The following is a 19738-nucleotide window of genomic DNA, read 5'->3' as shown; positions in this document are numbered from 1 at the left end:
AACCCCCGAACGTCCCCCACAACCGTGTGGTTTTTTTTATTTTGGTTTAAACCCATAATTACCACTCACGACAAGCCGCGGCAGACTCAGTCGCCGCGGCGGACCGGGCCCAGCAGCTGCTGCTCCTTGCCCGTCGTCACCAGTCGCAACGGCCGCCAGAGGTTGCGGCCCAGTGCCACCACCTGGTCGTCCTTCAACGTCGTCAGCTGGCGCATCATCTGCGGCGGCAGGCGCCAGATGCGGGCCGCCAGCTCCGCCTGCCCGGCCGGGAGGCGCTGCATCAGCACCAGGTCCGCCGCGTTGGCCGTCGCGCCCGCCTGCGGGTGCAGGTACGGGAGCACGTAGACCGTCGTCTGCCACGGCGAACGCGGCGGGAACAGGTCCTGCGGCGTCGGGCCGCCGTCGGTCACCACCAGCAGCGGCGCGTCCTCCGACGGCCGCGGCAGCTCGACCGGCGACAGCCGGCGGATCTGCACCAGCGGCGACGGCCGCCCGTCGCGGTTGCCGGCCGCCCGGGAGAGCACCTGCCACTCGGTGGGGCGCCCGGTCGCCACGACGACCCACGCACCGACCGCCATCGCGCGCATGGCCACCTGGCGGGCCAGGTAGAGCCCGCCCACCAGGACGATCCGGGTGGGGGTCGAGCGCAGCGCCGAGATCGTCAGCGGCTCGCCCTTGAGACCCGAGCCGAGCACGATGCCGCCGCGGTCGCCCGAGGGGCTGATCGCGTCGAGCAGCGCGGGGTCCACCGTGAACTCCGGTGCCACGCCACTGTTCTGCCCGGCGTCACGGACGCGGGAACTCATGCTGTGCCTCCGATCGGCAACGTCGCGGCGAACGCGGAGACCTGCAGCCCGCGCAACGGCGTCAGGTCCACGCCCAGCCGCTCGGACAGCCCCTGCAGCCGCTGGTCGGCGGCGTCGAGCTCACGCGGGTTGCGCGCGCTCAGCCGGACCACGCCGCGCAGGCCGATCTTGCCCTCGTCGGACGCCGGGGAAATCGACATCGCGAGCGTCGCCGACAGCGCGCGGACGCTCGTCAGCGCGTTCAGGCTGCTGGTGACCTTGCCCTTCGGCCACCCGGTGATGGCGTAGCTCGCGTGCCCGATGCCGGCCGCGGTCACGCCGGACCAGCGCTCCTGCAACGTCACCTTGGTGGGCGAGCCGGCCACCGACGTCAGCTCCGCGGCGGAAATGCCCGCCCGCAGCAGCTCGTCGGGGTCGAGCGGCCGGGTCGGCACGCCCTGGGACTCCAACGCGTTCCGGACCCGGGACAGCGCACCGATCAGCGCGCGGTGGGCGCCGACGACGCCGCCGCCGCGCTCCCGGATCGCCGCCGGGCAGCGCCTCGGGTCGAGCCGGATCGCCACCCACGTCGTCCGCCGGGCCGCCGCGGGCAGCGGGCCCAGCACCTCCATGTAGGAGCTCAGCGCCGGCGAGTCCGACGGCAGCGCCGCGCTGCCCGGGTAGCAGTGCCAGATCATCTGGATCGAGTCGAGGACCACACCGCGGTCTTCGAGGCACGGTGCCAGCGCCGACAGCGGCAGGCTCGGCGCGCCGTCGGCCTGGGTGATCAACGCCGGCGCCGGCTCGACGAGCAGCACCGCCGTCCAGGTGCCGTCGTTCCAGGCGAGCCCGACCTGCTGGCGTTCGTGGTCGACGCCGTGCGCGACGACGAGGTCCGGCACGGCGATGCGCAGGAGGTTCACCCGGGCGTCGTCGGGGCCGGTGACCGAGGTCTCTTCGGCAGCCAGCTCCTCGACGGTGCTCGGCGGCAGCGGGTTCGCCACCCGGTCGTGCGAGCGGAAGGAGTAGCGCAGCGTCAGGCCGACCCACTGGGTGAACCAGCGGCCGCGCCAGCGCAGCAGCGCGACGATGAGGGCGAAGCCGACGATGCCGACGGCGACCCACTTGAGCGACATGTCGATCGCGAGCAGCACCAGGCCGATCGCCAGGCCGACTTCGAGCACCACGAGGTTGGCCACGGGCAGCGGGCCGAGGGTGACACCGGAGGACCGCCGCCGGGCGGGCGGAGCCACCCGGGCCGGGCCGGGCGGAGGAGTGGCCGGACCGCTGTCCTCGGGCCCCTGGGAGCCACCGGAGCCGCCGCCGGGGCCGCCCGGGCCACCAGGGCCGCCACCACCGGGTCCACCGGGACCGCCAGGACCACCGGGCCCGCCAGGACCGCTACCGGGGCCGCCAGGACCACCAGGGCCGCCCGGACGTCCGCCAGGACCGGGACCGGGTCCGCCGGGACCGCGCGGGGGCATGCCAGGGCCACCGGGGACACCACCTGGTCCACCGGGAACTCCAGCAGGGCCACCTGGCCCGCCGGGCACCCCACCGGGTCCGCCAGGGCCGCCGGGAACGCCACCGGGTCCGCCAGGGCCACCGGGTCTGCCCGGCCGCGGCGGCGGGCCCGGCGGACGGCCACCGGGCGGCGGGGGCCCGGGCGGGCCAGGCGGACGTGGAGGAGTGGTGACGGACATCCGCGCTTTCTCTTCCCCTCGTGCTTGCTGCGTACCCGGAAAGCCGGGTCCCGGGGTGCCCGACCCTAGCTTGAGTTGGTAGAAACCCCACACCAGACGGTCCCCGTACGGCTATCCTGCGGAACCGTACCGCGACGGGGAGAGCTGTAGGTCGAGAATGCCATCAACACCCACGACTAAGTCTCAGGTCCAGGCGTATCAGTTCGTCCTGCGGCGGATGCAGTCGGCGCTGGTCCGGCGGGACGCCGTGATGCTGCACGACCCGATGCGCACCCACACGCGGGCCACGATCGTGGGGGTGGTGCTGGGCGCGCTCGGCATGATCGTCTTCGTGGTCTGGGGCCTGCTCAGCCCGGCGCCGTCGGTGCCCGAGGCCGGGAACATCGTGATCGGCGAGCAGTCCGGCACGGTCTACGTCGTCACGGGCAACCCGAAGAAGCTGATCCCGACGTTCAACCTCGCCTCGGCGCGGCTCCTGCTGCTGGCCCAGCAGAAGACGACCAGCGCGGGCGCCGGTGGGGCGCCGGCCGCGCCCGCCCCCGCCCCGGCGAGCCCGGCGAGCCCGGCGAGTGTGAAGAATCCCACCGTCGTTTCCGACGATCAGCTCAAGGACATTCCGCGCGACAAACTGACCGGAATTCCGGACGGTCCGCAGCTGATCCCGACGGATTCCCAGCGGATTACCCCGAATTGGGCCGTCTGCGACCAGGTTCAGCTGGACACGTCGCTGCCGAACCCGGACACCGGCCGGACCAACACCTACGTTTTCGGCGGCGTCGCGCCGAGCGGCCTGGGCACCGAGCTGCGCGAAAACGAGGCGCTGCTGGCGAAGGCCGACAACGGGAAGACCTACCTCGTCTACCGGCTGCCGAGCTCCCGGAACCGGCCGAACGCGAACACCGTGCGCGCCGAGATCGACGTCGACAACCCGAACGACGCCGTCCGGGTGGCGCTGCAGCTGCCGCCGTCGCCGCGGAAGATCACGCAGGGGCTGCTCAACGCGATCCCCGAGGTCGCGAAGCTGACGCCGCCGAAGATCCAGAGCGGCCAGGCCCCGGCGGACTTCGACGGCCTGACCACGGGCGACGTCTTCGCCACGCAGCAGGCCGGCGAGACGACCCTGAACTACTGGGCGATCACCCGCGGCGGCATCCAGCGGGTGTCCAACGCCGTCGCCGACATCATCCGGGTCGCGAAGAACGGCAGCTCCGGCAAGATCCAGACGCTGGGCCTCGACAAGCTCGCCGGGGTGCACACCCTGCAGCCGACCGACCCCGACTACATCCCGGTCGACGACTTCCCGCGCTCGGTGCCGACGGTCCTCGACGCGACGAAGAACTCGTCGGTCGCGTGCCTGGGCTGGTCGCTCGTGGGATCCGGCCCCGACCAGGACGCGCACACCTCGGTCTTCGTCGACACGCAGCTGCCCGGCCAGAAGAGCGCCGGCGAGAAGTTCACCCCGATGGCGGTGACCACGCCGGGCCCGAACCGGGTGCCGCTCAACGGTTTCTACCTCAAGCCCGGGTTCGCCGCGGTGGTCCAGTCCGCCACCGGCAAGGCCAGCTTCGGCAAGGGCCAGATCCAGCTGATCTCCGACCGCGGGGTCCGCTACAGCGTCCCGGACGCGCAGACCGCGGACGCGATCGGCATGAACAACCGGCAGCCCGCACCCGAGTCGATCATCGGGCTGCTGCCGACCGGGGCGTCGCTGAACACCCAGGACGTGCTGCGGCAGTTCGACTCGGTGCCGATCGACCCGAACGCCGGCTCGTACCCGACCCAGCAGCCGGCGAACTGAGGGCTTTCGGGGGTTCGGGTGGCGAAGCCCCCGGCCCGAGGCGAAGCCTCGGTTGAACACTGAGCGGAACCGGCCGGCCGCGGCGGACGTCCCACGCTCGAAGGTCTTTCTCACGAGCGGAGGTGCCGTGGCCGGCTTGAAGATGGACGGCGTCGTCGTCGCCCGGTACGCCGAGACGGCCGAGGCCGCGGCGGCCGAGCTGGACGCCGCGGCGGCCGAGGTCGGCGGGGACGTCACCGCGGAGTCCTACGGCACGCTGGGGGCCCGGCTCGGCCTCGGCGAGTCGTACGGCCGCGCGTCCGGGGCGCTGCGGCGGCAGCTGGCCGACGGCGCCGAGGCGCTGCGCTCGGCCGCGGAGGCGCTGCGGCAGGTGACGGTCCGCCACGGCGGGCAGGACGAGGAAGCCGCGGAGCTGATCAAGCGGGCCGGGAGGCTCGACGGATGACGACCTCGATACCGGTGCCGGCGGGCGAGGACATCACGGCGGCGGCCGAGCCGTACCTGGGGTACCTCACGGAGCTTTCGCAGCAGCTGGGCGTGATCGACCCCGTCGAGACGTACTTCCGGCCGCTGCTGGGCCGCTGGGCCGAGCTCGGCGCGGAAGCGGACGGCCTGCGCCGGGCGGCCGCCGTGGCGGCCGACGTCTCGGCGCGCCTGGACGACGAGCTCGGCCGGCTCGACGCGGGCTGGGAGGGCAAGGACGCGGACTCGTTCGTCGCGTACATCCGCGCGATCGGCGCGGCGGGCGGCGACCTCCGCGAGGCCCTCGACGCACTGGCCGGCGCGCTGGACGAGCTGGTGACGACCCTGCGCCACGTCGTCGTCGACCTCGTCGAGGTGCTGGTGGACGCGGCGGAGCTGACGTCGGAGACGATGCTGCTCCCGTCCGGCGGTGCCAAGCGGGCGCGGGCCCAGCTGCAGGAGACGCAGGATTCGGCGAAGGCGCTGCACGAGACGGCGCAGGACGTGCTGGAGGCGTTCGCCCGGCTGTGCAACGGCGTCGACGACCCCGACGCGGCGTCCCGCACGATCGAGATCCGGCACCGGTACCCGCCGGAGCGCTTCAAGCTCCACGACGACGCCCTGAACGAGGCGGGCGAACAGGCCGAGGCTTCGACCGACGAAGTCATGACCCCGTCTTCGGCCGACGGCCCGGCGGAGGGACGCCACACGGGCGCCGGAACCCCGGACAGCGCACCGTCCGCCGACGCGGCCACCCCGCCGTCCCCACCCGCCGAAGACCACCAGAGCTCGTCGGGCGGCGTCCCGATGATGCCGATGATGGGCTTCGGCGCGTTCGGCGGAGGCGGTGGCGGCGGCCGCCGCCAGTCGAAGACCCGCCCGACGACGAAGCCGTCGGAACTGCTGGGCGAGCCCGGCCTGGTCGCCCCACCGGTGATCGGCGAGGACGAGACCTCACCCCAGAAGAAGCCCCCGGCGAAGTGACGGAAGGGTCGACTCACGTGATTGAAGGGTCGACACGGCGGACATACCGTGTCGACCCTTCAATCACGAGTGCTGACCCTTCAATCACTGGTGATGACCTTCTCGTCACGCGTCAGCGGCGGGTGGTTTCGGGCTCGGCCGGACGGTTGCGGCGGATCGTGTGCATCACGAACAACGTGATCAGCAGGGCGAGCACGCCGCCCGCGGTGCCGGCCAGTGCCACGATCACCGGGGTCGAGCTGTGGTTGTTCGCCGGGGGGAGCTGGGCCAGCTGCGGGCCCGGGGCCGGGGCCTGGTTCCCGACCTCCGACGGCAGCACCTGCGTCAGTGCCGCCACCGGGTCGATCACGCCGTAGCCGACGAAGTTGTCGCGGCCGCCCGGGGCCGCCGGGTGCTGGGCCGTCTCCTTGATCCGGTTGACGATGCCCTTCGCGCTGAGCTGCGGGTACTTGGCCTTGACCAGCGCGGCCAGGCCCGCCACGTACGGCGCCGCGAAGCTGGTGCCCTGGATCTCGCTGGCCTTGTCGCCGTTCTCGAACGTCAGGTTCGCCAGGCTGCCGGACCCCTCGGCGGGGTCGAGCGAGACGATCTTCGTGCCGGGGGCCGCGACGCCGACCCACGGGCCGTGCACGCTGAACGGCGCCACGCCGCCGGACTCGTCGATCGCGCCGACCGACAGCACGTCGTCCGCGAACCACGGCGGGGTCACGATCGTCTTCGGCTTGCGCGCGTCCGGCTGGTCGTTCTGCGGGCAGGTGTCCGTCGCGTTGCCGGCCGCGGCGACGATCACGATGCCGGCCTGCGCCGCGAAGCGCACGGCCGCCTGGACCTGCTGCTCGCCTTCGGTGATCGACCCGGTGGCCGGGCGGCAGTTGTCGACCGACATGTTGATGACGTCGGCCTCACGGCGTTCGGCGATGCCGTGGATGATCTCGGCCAGCGTCTTCAGCGTGCCCGCGGTGCCGGCCTTCTCCAGCTGGCGCCCGCCGTTGGACTGCCCCGGGGAGGTCCCGTCGCCTTCGGCCCCGCCACCACCGCCACCCGGCGGCAGTTCCGTGCTGGACCCGGACGGCGGGTTCGTGCCCGACGACGACGGCGGTGTGCTCGAGCCGGCCGTCCCGTTCTGCTTCGCGGGCTCGTAGTTCTCGCTGAGCTGGCGGTACGACACGATGGTGGCGTCCGGCGCGACGCCGACGAACCCGACTTCCGGGTTGTCCGGCTTCGCCCCGATGATCCCGGCGACCTCGGTGCCGTGGCCGTCGCAGTCCTCGAGCCCCGGCGGCTGCCCCTTGGTCGGCGTGGCCACGTAGTCGCCACCGGACTTGAGCCGGTCCTGGAACCACGGGTGCCGCGACACCCCGGTGTCGATCACCGCGACCTTGACGCCCCCGCCGACACTGCCCTTGGCCGCCTTGACGATCTCCTGCGCCTTGGAAATCTGCAGGTACTCCTGGCCCCACGGGCGGTTCTTGAGCTGGATGTCCTGGCCGAGGGTGCTGCGCTGCACACAGCCCTTCGTCTGCGTATACGTCTTGTCGGGCTGGCGCGAGTCGGGGAGCAGCTTGTCCATGTCGACCGGCGGCGGCGCCGCGAAGTAGCCGTCGGCCGGTGCGGCCTGCGCCCACGCGGGCACCGCGAGCGTCAGCGGCGACAGGAGGCCGATCGTGCCGGCCAGCAGGGCCGTCGTGGTCCGCCGGGTGGCGCCGGGACGTCGTGCTGCTGCCATCGGAGAATCACCCGATCCGGTCACTTGAAGTTCAGGTGCCGCAGGGTGGTGTAGAGGTCCATCACACCGAGGGCGAGGGGCAGCACGGAGGCGATGCAGATCGCTTCGATGATCTCCACCGTGCGCCGCAGCGGCGGCGAGAACCGCTGGTTCGGGAAGATCACGCCGACGACGAGCGCGCCCGCGGCGAGCAGGATCAGCACACCGAAGACGTAGAGCAGGCGGTTCTGGGCGTTCGCCGAAATCAGCCAGCCGACGGCGATCCCGGTGGCCGAGACCAGGCCGGTGGTGAGCAGGGCGATCGCCTGGCTGCCGTTGGCGTACGCGCGGGCGCGCAGCAGCAGGACGAGCGTGGCGACGACGCCGAGGATGATCCCGAACGCGCCGGGCGCGCTCGCGGCGATGACCGCCGAGACGGCCACCGTGGCCCCGCAGCCGACCATCAGGCCGGTCATGTAGTTGTGCGCGATCGCGGTGCGGCGCTCGATCGCCCGGTAGTCGGGGAAGCCGGAGTCTTCCTTCAGCTCTTCGGCGTTGCTCGGGACGTGCGGCAGCGGCAGCTTCGCGAGCCAGATCGTGGCGCGCGGCAGGATCGAGATGCAGGCGAGGGCGACCGCGACGGTGCCGGCCGCGATCCCGGCCGCCGGGTGCGCGACGAGCGTGCCGAACAGGAAGGCCAGCGCGCCGAAGGTGCCCGCGGTGGCCGCGGCGATGAACGTCGTGATGCCGGCGCCGATCACCATGATGCAGACCGAGGCGACGATGATCACCAGGACCGCGCCGAGCAGCAGGTTCGCCCGCAGGGACAGCCCGGGCACGATGTAGAAGCCGCTGACGAAGGCCAGCGGCAGGCCGCCCGCCGCGGCGATCAGCACGCCGGTCGGCTCGGCCTGGTAGCCCTTGGCCAGGGTCGCGCCGATCGCGACGCAGGCGACCGCGCCGATCCCGCCGGCGATGGCCGCGCCCAGCGCGCTGCCGCCGTAGAACGAGCCGCTCATGAACAGCGCGACGGCGGCGGCGAACAGCGCCAGCCCGCCCGCGACGTGCCCGAACCGGTTCGCGGTCTCCTTCGTCCACGGCCGGAAGCTGTCGGGGGACGACTCGGCGATGGCGTCGACGACGTCGTCGTACAGCGGCGGCGGCGGGTTCTCGTTGCGCTTGCGCAGCTGGAGCAGCTCGCCGTCGACGACGCCGAGCGAGGCCAGGGTGCGGCTCGGGTCGAGCGGGGCGTCGCCGAGTTTCGCCAGCGCCCAGCCGCCGTGGCGGGCGCCGCCGTCGGGCGACGTCTCCTTGGCCATGTCCAGCAGCATCGGCAGCAGATCGGCCACCGCGACGTCGGCGGGCAGCGCCACGTCGATCCGGGTGGACGGCGCGACGACCGTCACCCTGCTGAATACTGTCGTGCCCGTAGCCACTGCACTGCCCCCGCTCGGTCGATGCTGCTCCCGGGGGAACTTATACCGAACCCCGGTGCCGACATCATCGAACGTCCGAAAATCACCGGCAACGGCAGGTCAGAGCCACGAACCGCAGATTACTGTCGGTGCCGGGCCGTACACTCGCCTGACGACGATCGGGCAGCGTTCCCGGGCGGTTCCGGCATCCGGCGGAATTCCACGGGGGCGTTCGATAGGTTGGTCGCGCACACCTTGCGCGGTGGCCGCCATCGTCGAGTTTGAATGAGGGGTCCTTCGATGAGCACGCTGCAGTTCAAGAAGTCGCCGCGGCTGGCGGCACCGCGGCCACCGGGCGGTGAGGTGCACCTCGAGCCGCCACCCGAGGTGCCGCGCGTCATCCCCGGGAACATCGTCATGAAGGCGCTTCCGGTCGTCATGATCGTCGCGTCGCTCGGGATGATGGTCTTCATGTTCCAGGCCAGCAACCGGAACCCGATGATGATGGCCATGGGCGGCATGATGGTCGTCGGCACGCTCGGGATGATGGCCGGCGGCGGTGGCAAGGGCGGCGGCGCCAAGCGCGCCGAGATGGACGAGGACCGCAAGGACTACCTGCGCTACCTGGGCCAGATGCGCGACCGCGCCCGCGAGGCGATGGTCGACCAGCGCGCCGCCCTGGAATGGGTGCACCCCGACCCCCAGTCCCTCTGGTCGCTGGCCGCCAGCCGCCGGATGTGGGAACGCCGGCAGAACGACCAGGACTTCCTGCACCTGCGCGTCGGGCGCAGCTCGCACCGGCTCGCCACGCGGCTGGTCCCGCCCCAGACCGGGCCCGTCGACGAGCTGGAGCCGATCGCCACCCTCGCGCTGCGCCGGTTCGTGCGCGCGCACTCGATCGTGCCGGACCTGCCGACCCAGATCACGCTGCGCGGGTTCGCCGCGGTCAGCATGCAGGGCGACCGCGCGCTGACCCGCGGCCTCACCCGCGCGATGCTCGCGCAGCTGGTTTCCTTCCACAGCCCCGACGACGTGCTGATCGCGGTGGCCACCGCGGGCCGCGCGAAGGAGGAGTGGGAGTGGGCGAAGTGGCTGCCGCACGTCCAGCACCCCACGCTGTCGGACGGCATCGGCCAGCTCCGCATGATGGCCGGTTCGCTGGCCCAGATCGAAGACTGGCTCGACGAAGAACTGCGTGACCGCCAGCGGTTCTCGCGCAACGCCACCCCGGCGCCGGACCAGCCGCACGTCGTGATCATCATCGACGACGCCGAGGTCACCCGCGAAGAGCAGATCGTCCTGGAGGAGGGGCTGGTCGGCGTCACGCTGATCGACCTGTCCGACTCCCTCGGCAACCTCGCCGCCCGCCGCGGCCTCCGGCTGGTGGTGGAGGCGGACAGGCTGGGTGCCCGCAGCGCCGGCGGCGTCGAGTGGTTCGGCCGGCCGGACACCCTCAGCCTGGTCGAGACCGAGTCGCTGGCCCGGCTCATCTCGCCGTACCGCGTCGGCGGTGCCGCGGGCCAGGACGTCGGCGACGAAGAGCCGCTGCTGTCCAACCCGTCGCTGCTGGAGCTGCTCGGCATCCCCGGCGACCCGATGACGTTCGACGTCCAGCAGGCGTGGCGGCCGCGGCCGATCCGGGACCGTTACCGGGTTCCGTTCGGTGTCGGCGAGTACGGCCAGCCGGTCGAGCTGGACATCAAGGAAGCCGCCGCCGAAGGCATGGGGCCGCACGGCCTGTGCATCGGTGCGACCGGTTCCGGTAAGTCGGAGTTCCTGCGCACCCTGGTGCTGGGCCTGCTGGCCACGCACTCCTCTTCGACGTTGAACTTCGTCCTCGTCGACTTCAAGGGTGGTGCGACGTTCCTGGGGCTGGACAAGGCCCCGCACGTCTCCGCGGTGATCACCAACCTCGCGGACGAGGTCACGCTGGTCGACCGCATGAAGGACGCGCTGGCCGGCGAGATGAACCGGCGCCAGGAAGCGCTGAAGAACGGCGGCAACTTCAAGAACGTCTGGGAATACGAGAAAGCCCGCGAAAACGGCGCGGACCTCGACCCGCTGCCCGCGCTTTTCATCGTCTGCGACGAGTTTTCCGAGCTGCTGTCGGCGAAGCCGGACTTCATCGACCTGTTCGTCGCGATCGGCCGGCTGGGCCGATCGCTGCAGATGCACATGCTGCTCGCCTCGCAGCGCCTCGAAGAGGGCAAGCTGCGCGGCCTCGACTCCCACCTGTCGTACCGGATCGGCCTCAAGACGTTCTCGGCGGCGGAGTCCCGCGCCGCGATCGGCGTGCCGGACGCGTTCGAGCTGCCGTCGGTCCCCGGTGGCGGGTACCTGAAGTACGACACCTCGACGTTGGTGCGGTTCAAGGCGTCCTACGTCTCGGGCCCCTACCGGCCGGCGGGGTTGAAGGTGGCGGGCCCGGCGGCGACCGTGGTCCGCGCGGACAAGCGGCCGCAGCTGTTCGTCCCGGACTTCGTGGAGCTGCCGAAGGAGCCGGAGCCGCAGCTGGTCGAGGCCGCTCCGGTGGCCCAGGCCCCGCAGTCGGAAGAGGCGGTCGAACCCAGCGAGCTCGACGTCATCGTCTCGCGGCTGGTGGGCCAGGGCCCGCCGGCGCACGAGGTGTGGCTGCCGCCGCTGAAGGACCCGAACTCCCTCGACACCCTGCTGCCGAACCTGAACCCGACCGACGACCGCGGCCTGTCCCCGGTGGGCTACTTCGGCAACGGGCGGCTGCAGGTGCCGCTGGGCATCATCGACCGGCCGTACGAGCAGCGCCGTGACCCGCTGTGGGCGGACTTCTCCGGCGCGGCCGGGCACGGGGTGATCGTCGGCGGTCCGCAGACCGGCAAGTCGACCATGCTGCGGACGCTGATCATGTCGATGGCGCTGACCCACACGCCGGAGGAGGCGCAGTTCTACTGCCTCGACCTCGGTGGTGGCACCCTGGCCGGGCTCGCGGACCTGCCGCACGTCGGTGGCGTCGCGGTCGCGCGGCGGGAGCCGGACAAGGCCCGCCGGATCGTGGCCGAGCTGACCACCCTGCTCACCGAGCGGGAAGGCCGGTTCGGGGCGATGGGCATCGACTCGATGACCGAGTTCCGCAACCGCAAGCGCCGCGGGGAGATCCGCCCGGACCGGGACCCGTTCGGCGACGCCTTCCTGGTCGTGGACAACTGGCGGGCCCTGCGCGACGACTTCGAAGAGCTGGAAACCACGATCACCCGGCTCGCCACGCAGGGTCTGTCCTACGGCGTGCACGTGGTCATCTCCGCCAACCGGTGGGCCGACATCCGCCCGGCGATCAAGGACATGCTGGGCACCCGGTTCGAGCTGCGGCTCGGTGACCCGACCGAGTCGGACATCGACCGGCGCGTCGCGGTGAACGTCCCGGCCGGGCGGCCGGGCCGGGGCCTGACCCGGGAGAAGCTGCACCTGCTCGGCGGCCTCCCGCGGATCGACGGGTCCAGCGACCCGGAGACGATCGCGGCCGGGGTGGCGGACGCGGTGGCGAAGATCAAGGGTGCCTGGCGTGGCCGGGTCGCGCCGCAGGTCCGGCTGCTGCCGGAGCTGATCACCTACGAGGACGTGCTGCAGCTGGATTCCGCGCGGGATTCGAAGCTGATCCCGATCGGGGTCAACGAAGAGGACCTGCAGCCGATCTACCTCGACTTCAACGCCGAGCCGCACTTCTACGCCTTCGCCGACGGCGAGTCGGGGAAGACGAACCTGCTGCGGCAGATCGCCCGGGGCATCTCCGAGCGCTACACCGCCAAGGAAGCGCTGATCCTGCTGGTCGACTACCGGCGCACGATGCTGGGCTTCATCCAGGGCGATTCGCTGCTCGGGTACGCGGTGTCCTCGGCGCAGCTGGAGAGCATGGTCGGCGACGTCTTCAACTCGATGACGCGGCGCCTGCCCGGCCCGGACGTCACCCAGGAGCAGCTGAAGACGCGGTCCTGGTGGAAGGGCCCGGAGCTGTTCATCCTGGTCGACGACTACGACCTGGTCGCCACCTCGACGAACAACCCGCTGCGGAAGATCTCCGACTTCCTGCCGCAGGCCAAGGACGTCGGCCTGCACCTGGTGGTCGTGCGGCGCACCGGTGGCGCGAGCAAGGCGATGTACGACCCGATCATCGGCAAGCTCAAGGAGATCGCGGCCCCGGGCATGGTGATGAACGGCTCCCGCGATGAGGGCGCCCTGGTCGGCAACATCAAACCGTCCGCGTTGCCGCCGGGCCGGGGCAACCTGCTCACCCGGAAGAACGGCAAGCAGCTCATCCAGGTGTCGTGGATCCAGCCCGACTGAGGACGGCGGCCGGACGCGCTCTCGGCGAGGTGGGTAGGTTCCTCCCCGAGGGCGCGTCCCGGCAGCGGGGCGCGGGGGATCGCGACGAAGACTGCGTCGTTCTTGGGAGCTGCTGGTGACGGTCCGGGTTGCGGTGGACTTCGGGACATCGAGCACCTGCGTCGTCGCCTCGGTGAACGGGCGCGAGCCGCAGGTCGTGGTGATCGACGGCCAGCCGCTGATGTCCTCGGCGGTGTACGCGGCGGCGGACGGCACGCTGTTCGTCGGCCAGGAGGCCGAGCGGCAGGCGGCGGTCGACCCGTCGCGGTACGAGCCGAACCCGAAGCGGCGGATCGACGAGGGCGAGCTCCTGCTCGGCGAAAACGTCCTGCGGGTGACCGACGTCGTGCACGCCGTGCTCGGGCGCGCGGTCTCCGAGGCGCGCCGCCTGGCCGGTGACGCCGAGGTCGACCTGCTCGTGCTGACCCATCCCGCGGACTGGGGCGCGATCCGCACCCGGCTGCTGCGGCAGGCCGCGGGCGGGCTGGCGCGCGAGGTCGCGCTGGTGCCGGAGCCGGTCGCGGCGGCGGTGTACCACGCGGCGACGTTCGCGCCGCAGGACGTGACGAACGACCGCACCGTCGAGTTCAGCGGCCGCCCCGGCGACGCGCTCGCGGTGCTGGACCTCGGCGGCGGCACGGTCGACGTCAGCGTGGTGCGGCGGCTGCCGCCGGACACCGCGCGGGACCGCGCCGGCCGTCCGCAGCGCGGCGGCTTCCAGGTGCTCGCCACCCGCGGCGACCCCGGCTTCGGCGGCGCGGACATCGACCAGGCGCTGCTGGAGCACGTCGGCTCGCTCGTCGCGGGTGCGGACCAGGACGCGTGGCGCCAGCTCGTCGAAGGACGCGAGCTGGTCGACCGGCGCCGCCGCCGCGTGCTGCGCCAGGACGTGCGGGGTGCCAAGGAGACGTTGTCGCGGCACGCCTACACCGACGTGCCGATGCCGCCGCCGTTCGCCGACGCGCACGTCACCCGCGAAGACCTCGAACGGCTGATCGCGGCCCCGCTGGGCCGTGCTGTCGAGCTCACGGTCGCCGCGATCGGCGACGCCGGCCTGCGGCCGAAGCAGCTCACGGCGATCTTCCTGGTCGGCGGCTCGAGCCGGATCCCGATGATCTCGCGGCTGGTGCACGAACGCACCGGCGTCGTGCCGACGAGCCTCGACCAGCCCGAGACGGTCGTCGCGCGCGGTGCGCTGCGGGCGGTGCTGGTGGACCCGGACCGCACCGGCGCGCTGCCCGGCGAAGCGATGGCGCGGCTGGCCGCGGCACCGGGCGGCGCCCTCGGCCCGGCGGCGCAGCGCACGGAGGTCGTCCGCCCCGGCGACGTCGCCCCGCGCCCGGCGCCGCCGCGCGCCGCGCCGGGTGGGTTCCCGAACCGGCAGCCACCCCCGCCGTCGCCACCGGCCGGCCAGCCGGTGTCCCGGCCGTGGCCGCCGCCCGCCGGGCAGCCCGCCCGGCCCACTTCGCCGGGCCCGGCCGCGTCCGCCCCGCCCGCGGCCCCGGCCGGGAAGAGCCGGCGCAAGCTGTGGGGCCTGGTCGCGGCCGCGGTGGTCGTCGTGGCCGCGCTCGTCGCCGGGTTCTTCGTGTTCAAGAGTTCCGGCACCCAGGCGGAGAGCGGCCGGACGCTTTCGCAGTACGACTTCAAGTTCGTCGCGCCGGAGGACTGGGTCCAGACCGACGACCAGGTCGCCAAGAAACAGGTCGTGATCCACCCGCAGGAGTCCCGGGACGGCAACGACCTCGTGGTCGCGCAGGAGTACGTCATGGACTACGACGCGACCGCGGACCCGCAGAAGCTCGTCGACGAGTTGAGGCGCGGCGCGGAGAGCGAAGAGCGGTACAGCGCGTTCAATCCGAGCCTGTCGTACGCCGGCAAGACGGTGATCGGGTACCACGAGAGCAAGCTGAACCGGCCCGATCTCCAGGTCGACTGGTACGTCGTGGCGAACGGCCGGATCCGGGTCCATGTCGGCTGCCAGTACGCCACGGCCCCGCTGCGGGAGCGGGTCGCCGCGGCCTGCGCGCAGGCCGTGCGCACGGTGGAAATCCTCAACTGAGAGCAGGGCACGCGGTGCCGTCCGAAGAATTCGAAAGCGCCGCGGCGTCCTTCAAGCGCATCGGCCAGGACGCGGTGACGCACGCGCGCCGCGTCGCCGGGAACGCGAAGGCCCGCAACCAGCGGCACCACAGCGAAAACGCCGACCTCCTGAAGCGGAGCGGGCGCGGCGCGAAGTCCGGCGATCCGACGCCGGGCACGCTGCGCGCGGCCGCCGAACGGTTCCGGCGCGCCCGCGGGCTGGCGGTTCCCGCGGTTCCCGATCCGGTTCCTTCGCGTTCGCAATCTCCGGTCCGAGACCCTCGATCGGGTGACGAGGACGAAGACTTTTCCCAGATGCGAATCATGCAGCGTGATCGGTGAAACGGGCGCGACGGTCGCTGTGCGCGTGCTAATCCCGCTGGTAGAGAACACTTTTCCGGGTGATGCTCCATCCGTTCGGGGTGTTCCCCGGATACCCGCCGCGACCGGTTCCCGCGGCGAGCGTTAACGCAAGCAACTACTTCCGGGCAAACCACGACAAGGGGGAACCGGACGTGGCAATGTCTGCGTCGTAGGGCCGTACGAACGAACAAGCTTGGTACGGACAACCACCACTCTTATGAAGGGGGTACCGGTATGAGCGCCGGACAGGGATTCCAAGGGACAGTTGCTCAGTTCACCGAGGCCGAGGGTCGCGTCACCGAGGTTCGAGCCCAGATGGACCAGAACCTCTCGACGCTGCGCGACCGCATCGAGGCCACCCGCGCCGGCTGGCAGGGTGAAGCGCAGAAGGCGTTCGACCACGTGATGCTGCGCTTCGACGACGACGCCCGCGGCATGGCGCAGGCCCTGCAGCGCATCGGTGAGCTGCTCCGCGAGGCCGGCTCCAAGTACGAGCGTTCCGAGCAGCAGCAGCAGGAGATCATGGGCGCCATCAACCGCGGCTTCGACGCCCTCGGCTGAGCACCTTCCTAATCCTTTCTCGACCACCCACCAGCTTCAGCTCAAAAGGAGTAAGTCATGCCTGATGGCGCCGGCATTGTCGTCAATTACGCCACCATCCGCCAGGCCGCGGACGACTGCACAGCGACGGGGGGCGAGCTGCAGAGCGCTTTCGACCGCCTCAAGGACGACCTGCGGCCGCTGACCACCACCTGGACCGGTTCCGCGAAGGAGCAGTACGACGCTGCCCAGCGCACCTGGGACCAGAAGTTCGAGGACCTGAAGCAGGTTCTGGCGCAGATCGCCGCCGCCCTGCCGCAGATCGCCGACGGTTACCAGTCCACGGACAACGCCGTCGAAGGCCTGTTCTGAGCCGGTAGTCCCGGAAACCACGGCGGGCCCGCACTCCGGTGCGGGGCCCGCCGTTTTCTGTTGCCCGCCAACGGGGAAACCCAGTGTCCAACCGAGGCTTCGCCTCGGGCCGGGGCTTCGCCACCCGGACCCCCGAAAGCCGTCAGTGCGGGGCGCCGACCTCGTACTCGGGCCGGTCGTTGAGCACCCGCACGGTCACCTTCTTCTGCTGCCCGCCGATGGTCACCGTGCAGTCGAACGTCGTGCCGTTCCGGGCGGCTTCGTTCGCCGGGCACTGCGCGTTCTTCACGTCCGGCTCGCCGTAGTTCTCGTTCAGGACCTTGACCACACCGTCCTGAAGGGACTGTTGCTCCAGGACGTCCCCGCGGAACGCCCCCAGCAGCCACGCCGCGCCGCCGCCGAGGGCGAGCACCAGGACCGCCGCACCGGCGATCAGCACCGGCTTCTTCGACTTCGGCTGCTTCGCCGGCTCGGCCGGGAACGCGCCCAGACCGCCGTACTGCGCCGGCTGGAACCCACCGCCGTACTGCGGCTGCCCGTGGCCGGGGGTCGGCGGCTGCTGCTGCGGTGCCGGCTGCGACGGCGGCTGCCACGGACCGCTCGGCTGTCCCGGCTGCCACGGCCCGGAGAACGAGCCGGACGGCTGTCCGGGGTTCCACGGGCCGGTGTAGGAGCCCGTCGAACCCGGGGCGGCGTGCTGCTGCCACTGCCCGGCGTGCGGGCCGGTCGCCTGCTGCTCGGGCTGCCACGCGCCGGGCTGCGGTGCGGGCCCGGCGGCGGGCGGCTGCCACCACTGCTGCGGCTGCTGCGGGTCGGATGGCTGAGTCATCGGAGCTCACCTCGGGTCGTGGTCACTCAGCTGCCCTGCGCTTCGCCGAGCCGGCGGTAGAAGTCGTCCATCGCCGCCCGGTCGGGCAGCACCGTGATCTGGCTCGCGTCCGGCAGCTTCGGCATGTCCTGCTGGCTCGCCTTGCCGGTGAACCGGAACTCGTACTTGAGCTCGAGCTGGTGGCCGTCACCGGCGAACTTGGCCTCCATCACGAAGGAGACCAGGCTGCCGTCGGGGTTCAGCGTGATCGTGGCCGGCACCGCCGCCTTCTTCAGCTCCGGCCCGATCTTGTCGGTGAGGCTCGGCGGCAGGATCTCGACCTTGTTCTTGACGAAGATCCCGAACGGGACGTTCACGGTCAGCGCGGTCTTGCCGTCGCCGAGGCTCTTCGCCCCGCGCACGGCCCGCTTGTCGGCCCGGTACGCCTCGACGGTCGAGTCCGCCATCCGGCACGGCGTCAGTACCCCGCCCCAGGCGCACGGCAGGACCAGGCCGCCCTCCGGCTTCGGCATCGACACCCACGCCGTCGGCGAGACGCCCTTCTGGACGTACACCGGGCCGAGGTAGGTGTACTCGACCGCGCCGTCCGCGGGCGTGTACGTGTCGATGATCTCATCGGGGTTCTTCTGCGACCGGTGCCGCACCGCCCGGCTCTCCGGGCTGCCGGTGCGCGCCGACGTCACCGTGCTGTGGATCCACTTGTCGTCGAACTTGAAGTAGGCGTCCAGCGAGTTGGTGACGTCGCGCGAGTCGGTGATGGCGTCCGACAGCTTGCCGATGACCTGCTCGAACTTGGCGCCGACGTAGTCCGCCGCGTCGTCGCCCTTCGGCAGCGCGGTGCCCGCCTTCGCCGTGCCGCAGGCGCTGACCAGGGCCAGCAGGGCGCCCAGGACGAAGATCGCCGTCGGTCGTTTGCTCATGCCGTCCCCTGCTCAGCTGTGTCGCCCGGATGGCCCCATCCTCGCGTGTCGCGGCGGCGCGTGCAGGCGCTTCGGCGGGAAAACTCCGGTAGAGTCCCCGCTGCGCCCGGGCCGCCTGGAGCCTAATATGGGCGCTTCCACCACCCCCGATGCGCGGGTGCGGTGACCGTGGGGGTATCTTCATATGTCGTTGTGCGCTGCGGCGCGTAAGCGCTAGGCCCGCACAGAACCCACACGCAATGTTGACGACGAGGTAGACCCTTGCCCACGTACAGCCCCAAGCCCGGCGACGTCACTCGTGCCTGGCACGTGATCGACGCCGAGGATGTCGTGCTCGGACGGCTGGCGACCGAGGTCGCCACGCTGCTGCGCGGCAAGCACAAGCCGACCTACGCCCCGCACGTGGACACCGGTGACTTCGTCATCATCGTCAACGCCGAGAAGGTCGCGCTCACCGGAAACAAGCGCGAGCAGAAGTTCGCGTACCGGCACAGCGGTTACCCGGGCGGTCTGCGGAAGCGCTCGTTCGGCGAGCTGCTGGACACCAAGCCCGAGCACCTTGTCGAGAAGGTCGTCAAGGGCATGCTGCCGAAGAACAAGCTCGGCCGCGCCCAGGCGAAGAAGCTGAAGGTGTACGCCGGCCCGCAGCACCCGCACGCCGCGCAGCAGCCGCAGGCGCGCGAGATCACCAAGATCGCGCAGGTCGCGCAGTGAGTGAGGAACAGTCTGTGACCAGCACCGAGACCGAGACCCCCGAGGTCGTCGAGGCCACCGAGACTCTCGCGGCGACCGAGACCGGCGCCGTCGCGACCAGCGAGACCCCCGCCGCGCCGCGTCCGTCGCGTGCCGCCGGTGGCAACGCGCAGACCGTCGGCCGCCGCAAGGAGGCCGTCGTCCGCGTGCGGGTCGTCCCGGGCACCGGTGAGTTCAAGCTCAACGGCCGCACCCTCGAGGAGTACTTCCCGAACAAGGTGCACCAGCAGCTCATCCGCGAGCCGCTGGTCACGGTCGAGAAGCCGGACTCCTTCGACATCTTCGCCAACCTCAAGGGCGGCGGCGTCTCCGGTCAGGCCGGCGCGCTGCGCCTGGCGATCGCGCGTGCGCTCGTCGAGGTCGACGCCGACGACCGCCCGGCCCTCAAGAAGGCCGGCTTCCTGACCCGTGACGCGCGCGCCACGGAGCGGAAGAAGTACGGCCTCAAGAAGGCCCGCAAGGCCCCGCAGTACAGCAAGCGCTGATCGCGCCGCCAGGCGCAACTCGTCGAAGCGCCCATCCGTCCATCGGATGGGCGCTTCGCTGTCTTCAAGACCCGGCTTTTTCCGGGGTCGTGTGTCGTTTCCGGGGTCGGGAGCGACATCACCGGGGTGGGGGTACCCGGTCCGTCAGGATCGCTAGGTTGTCTTGGTGGTCGCACTGGTGCGGCCGCACAG

The 19738-nt window shown here is 71.6% G+C and carries 16 protein-coding genes; 10 read left to right on the top strand and 6 right to left on the bottom strand.

Annotated elements, in window-relative coordinates; genetic code table 11:
- Positions 1–86: 86 nt before the first annotated feature.
- Both ACWED2_RS43535 and eccE read right to left on the bottom strand, forming a co-directional pair.
- A complete protein-coding gene (locus ACWED2_RS43535; protein ID WP_449696374.1) occupies positions 87–806 on the bottom strand; it encodes a hypothetical protein in 720 nt (239 codons plus the stop codon).
- Positions 803–1984, bottom strand: coding sequence for a type VII secretion protein EccE (gene eccE, locus ACWED2_RS43530; protein WP_449696373.1), 1182 nt, complete (start codon positions 1982–1984; stop codon positions 803–805). Before eccE ends, ACWED2_RS43535 begins: the two co-directional genes overlap by 4 nt.
- A gap of 661 nt (positions 1985–2645) precedes the next feature.
- Here eccE and eccB point away from each other — a divergent pair.
- The 3 genes from eccB to ACWED2_RS43515 all read left to right on the top strand — a co-directional run bounded on the left by eccB (position 2646) and on the right by ACWED2_RS43515 (position 5732).
- Complete coding sequence (eccB, locus tag ACWED2_RS43525) at positions 2646–4286, top strand: type VII secretion protein EccB (RefSeq protein ID WP_449696372.1); 1641 nt, start codon at positions 2646–2648, stop codon at positions 4284–4286.
- 127 nt (positions 4287–4413) lie between these two features.
- Positions 4414–4731, top strand: coding sequence for a hypothetical protein (locus ACWED2_RS43520; protein WP_449696371.1), 318 nt, complete (start codon positions 4414–4416; stop codon positions 4729–4731).
- Positions 4728–5732: a WXG100 family type VII secretion target gene (locus ACWED2_RS43515; protein ID WP_449696370.1), complete on the top strand. Its 1005-nt coding sequence runs from the start codon at positions 4728–4730 to the stop codon at positions 5730–5732. Before ACWED2_RS43520 ends, ACWED2_RS43515 begins: the two co-directional genes overlap by 4 nt.
- A gap of 112 nt (positions 5733–5844) precedes the next feature.
- On the opposite strand, the gene ACWED2_RS43510 is transcribed toward ACWED2_RS43515, so the two are convergent.
- Both ACWED2_RS43510 and eccD read right to left on the bottom strand, forming a co-directional pair.
- The gene (locus ACWED2_RS43510; protein WP_449696369.1) at positions 5845–7458 is read right to left on the bottom strand and encodes a S8 family serine peptidase; all 1614 of its coding nucleotides are present in this window, start codon (positions 7456–7458) and stop codon (positions 5845–5847) included.
- A gap of 20 nt (positions 7459–7478) precedes the next feature.
- A complete protein-coding gene (gene eccD / locus ACWED2_RS43505; RefSeq protein WP_449696368.1) occupies positions 7479–8843 on the bottom strand; it encodes a type VII secretion integral membrane protein EccD in 1365 nt (454 codons plus the stop codon).
- Between the two features lie 309 nt (positions 8844–9152).
- On the opposite strand from eccD, the gene eccCa reads away from it, so the two are divergent.
- The 5 genes from eccCa (at position 9153) to ACWED2_RS43480 (ending at position 16559) form a co-directional block, all read left to right on the top strand.
- Positions 9153–13166 (top strand): type VII secretion protein EccCa, encoded by a 4014-nt coding sequence (gene eccCa / locus ACWED2_RS43500; RefSeq protein WP_449696367.1) that lies wholly within the window; start codon positions 9153–9155, stop codon positions 13164–13166.
- Between the two features lie 115 nt (positions 13167–13281).
- Entirely contained in the window at positions 13282–15264 is a 1983-nt protein-coding gene (locus ACWED2_RS43495; protein WP_449696366.1) for a type VII secretion-associated protein, read from the top strand.
- 14 nt (positions 15265–15278) lie between these two features.
- Positions 15279–15626 carry a hypothetical protein gene (locus tag ACWED2_RS43490; protein WP_449696365.1) on the top strand — a complete coding sequence of 116 codons (348 nt, stop codon included), beginning with the start codon at positions 15279–15281 and terminating at the stop codon, positions 15624–15626.
- Positions 15627–15881: 255 nt separating this feature from the next.
- A complete protein-coding gene (locus ACWED2_RS43485) occupies positions 15882–16208 on the top strand; it encodes a WXG100 family type VII secretion target (RefSeq protein ID WP_449696364.1) in 327 nt (108 codons plus the stop codon).
- Between the two features lie 57 nt (positions 16209–16265).
- A complete protein-coding gene (locus tag ACWED2_RS43480) occupies positions 16266–16559 on the top strand; it encodes a WXG100 family type VII secretion target (RefSeq protein WP_449696363.1) in 294 nt (97 codons plus the stop codon).
- Positions 16560–16701: 142 nt separating this feature from the next.
- On the opposite strand, the gene ACWED2_RS43475 is transcribed toward ACWED2_RS43480, so the two are convergent.
- Positions 16702–17388: a DUF4333 domain-containing protein gene (locus ACWED2_RS43475; RefSeq protein ID WP_449696362.1), complete on the bottom strand. Its 687-nt coding sequence runs from the start codon at positions 17386–17388 to the stop codon at positions 16702–16704.
- A gap of 26 nt (positions 17389–17414) precedes the next feature.
- Positions 17415–18308 carry a hypothetical protein gene (locus ACWED2_RS43470; RefSeq protein WP_449696361.1) on the bottom strand — a complete coding sequence of 298 codons (894 nt, stop codon included), beginning with the start codon at positions 18306–18308 and terminating at the stop codon, positions 17415–17417.
- Between the two features lie 261 nt (positions 18309–18569).
- On the opposite strand from ACWED2_RS43470, the gene rplM reads away from it, so the two are divergent.
- Complete coding sequence (gene rplM / locus ACWED2_RS43465; RefSeq protein ID WP_004560141.1) at positions 18570–19022, top strand: 50S ribosomal protein L13; 453 nt, start codon at positions 18570–18572, stop codon at positions 19020–19022.
- A gap of 14 nt (positions 19023–19036) precedes the next feature.
- A complete protein-coding gene (rpsI, locus tag ACWED2_RS43460) occupies positions 19037–19546 on the top strand; it encodes a 30S ribosomal protein S9 (RefSeq protein ID WP_449696360.1) in 510 nt (169 codons plus the stop codon).
- The last annotated feature ends 192 nt before the right edge of the window (positions 19547–19738 follow it).

It is taken from the genome of Amycolatopsis sp. NPDC005003 (assembly GCF_053600695.1).
This window is presented reverse-complemented; position numbering and strand designations above follow the sequence as displayed.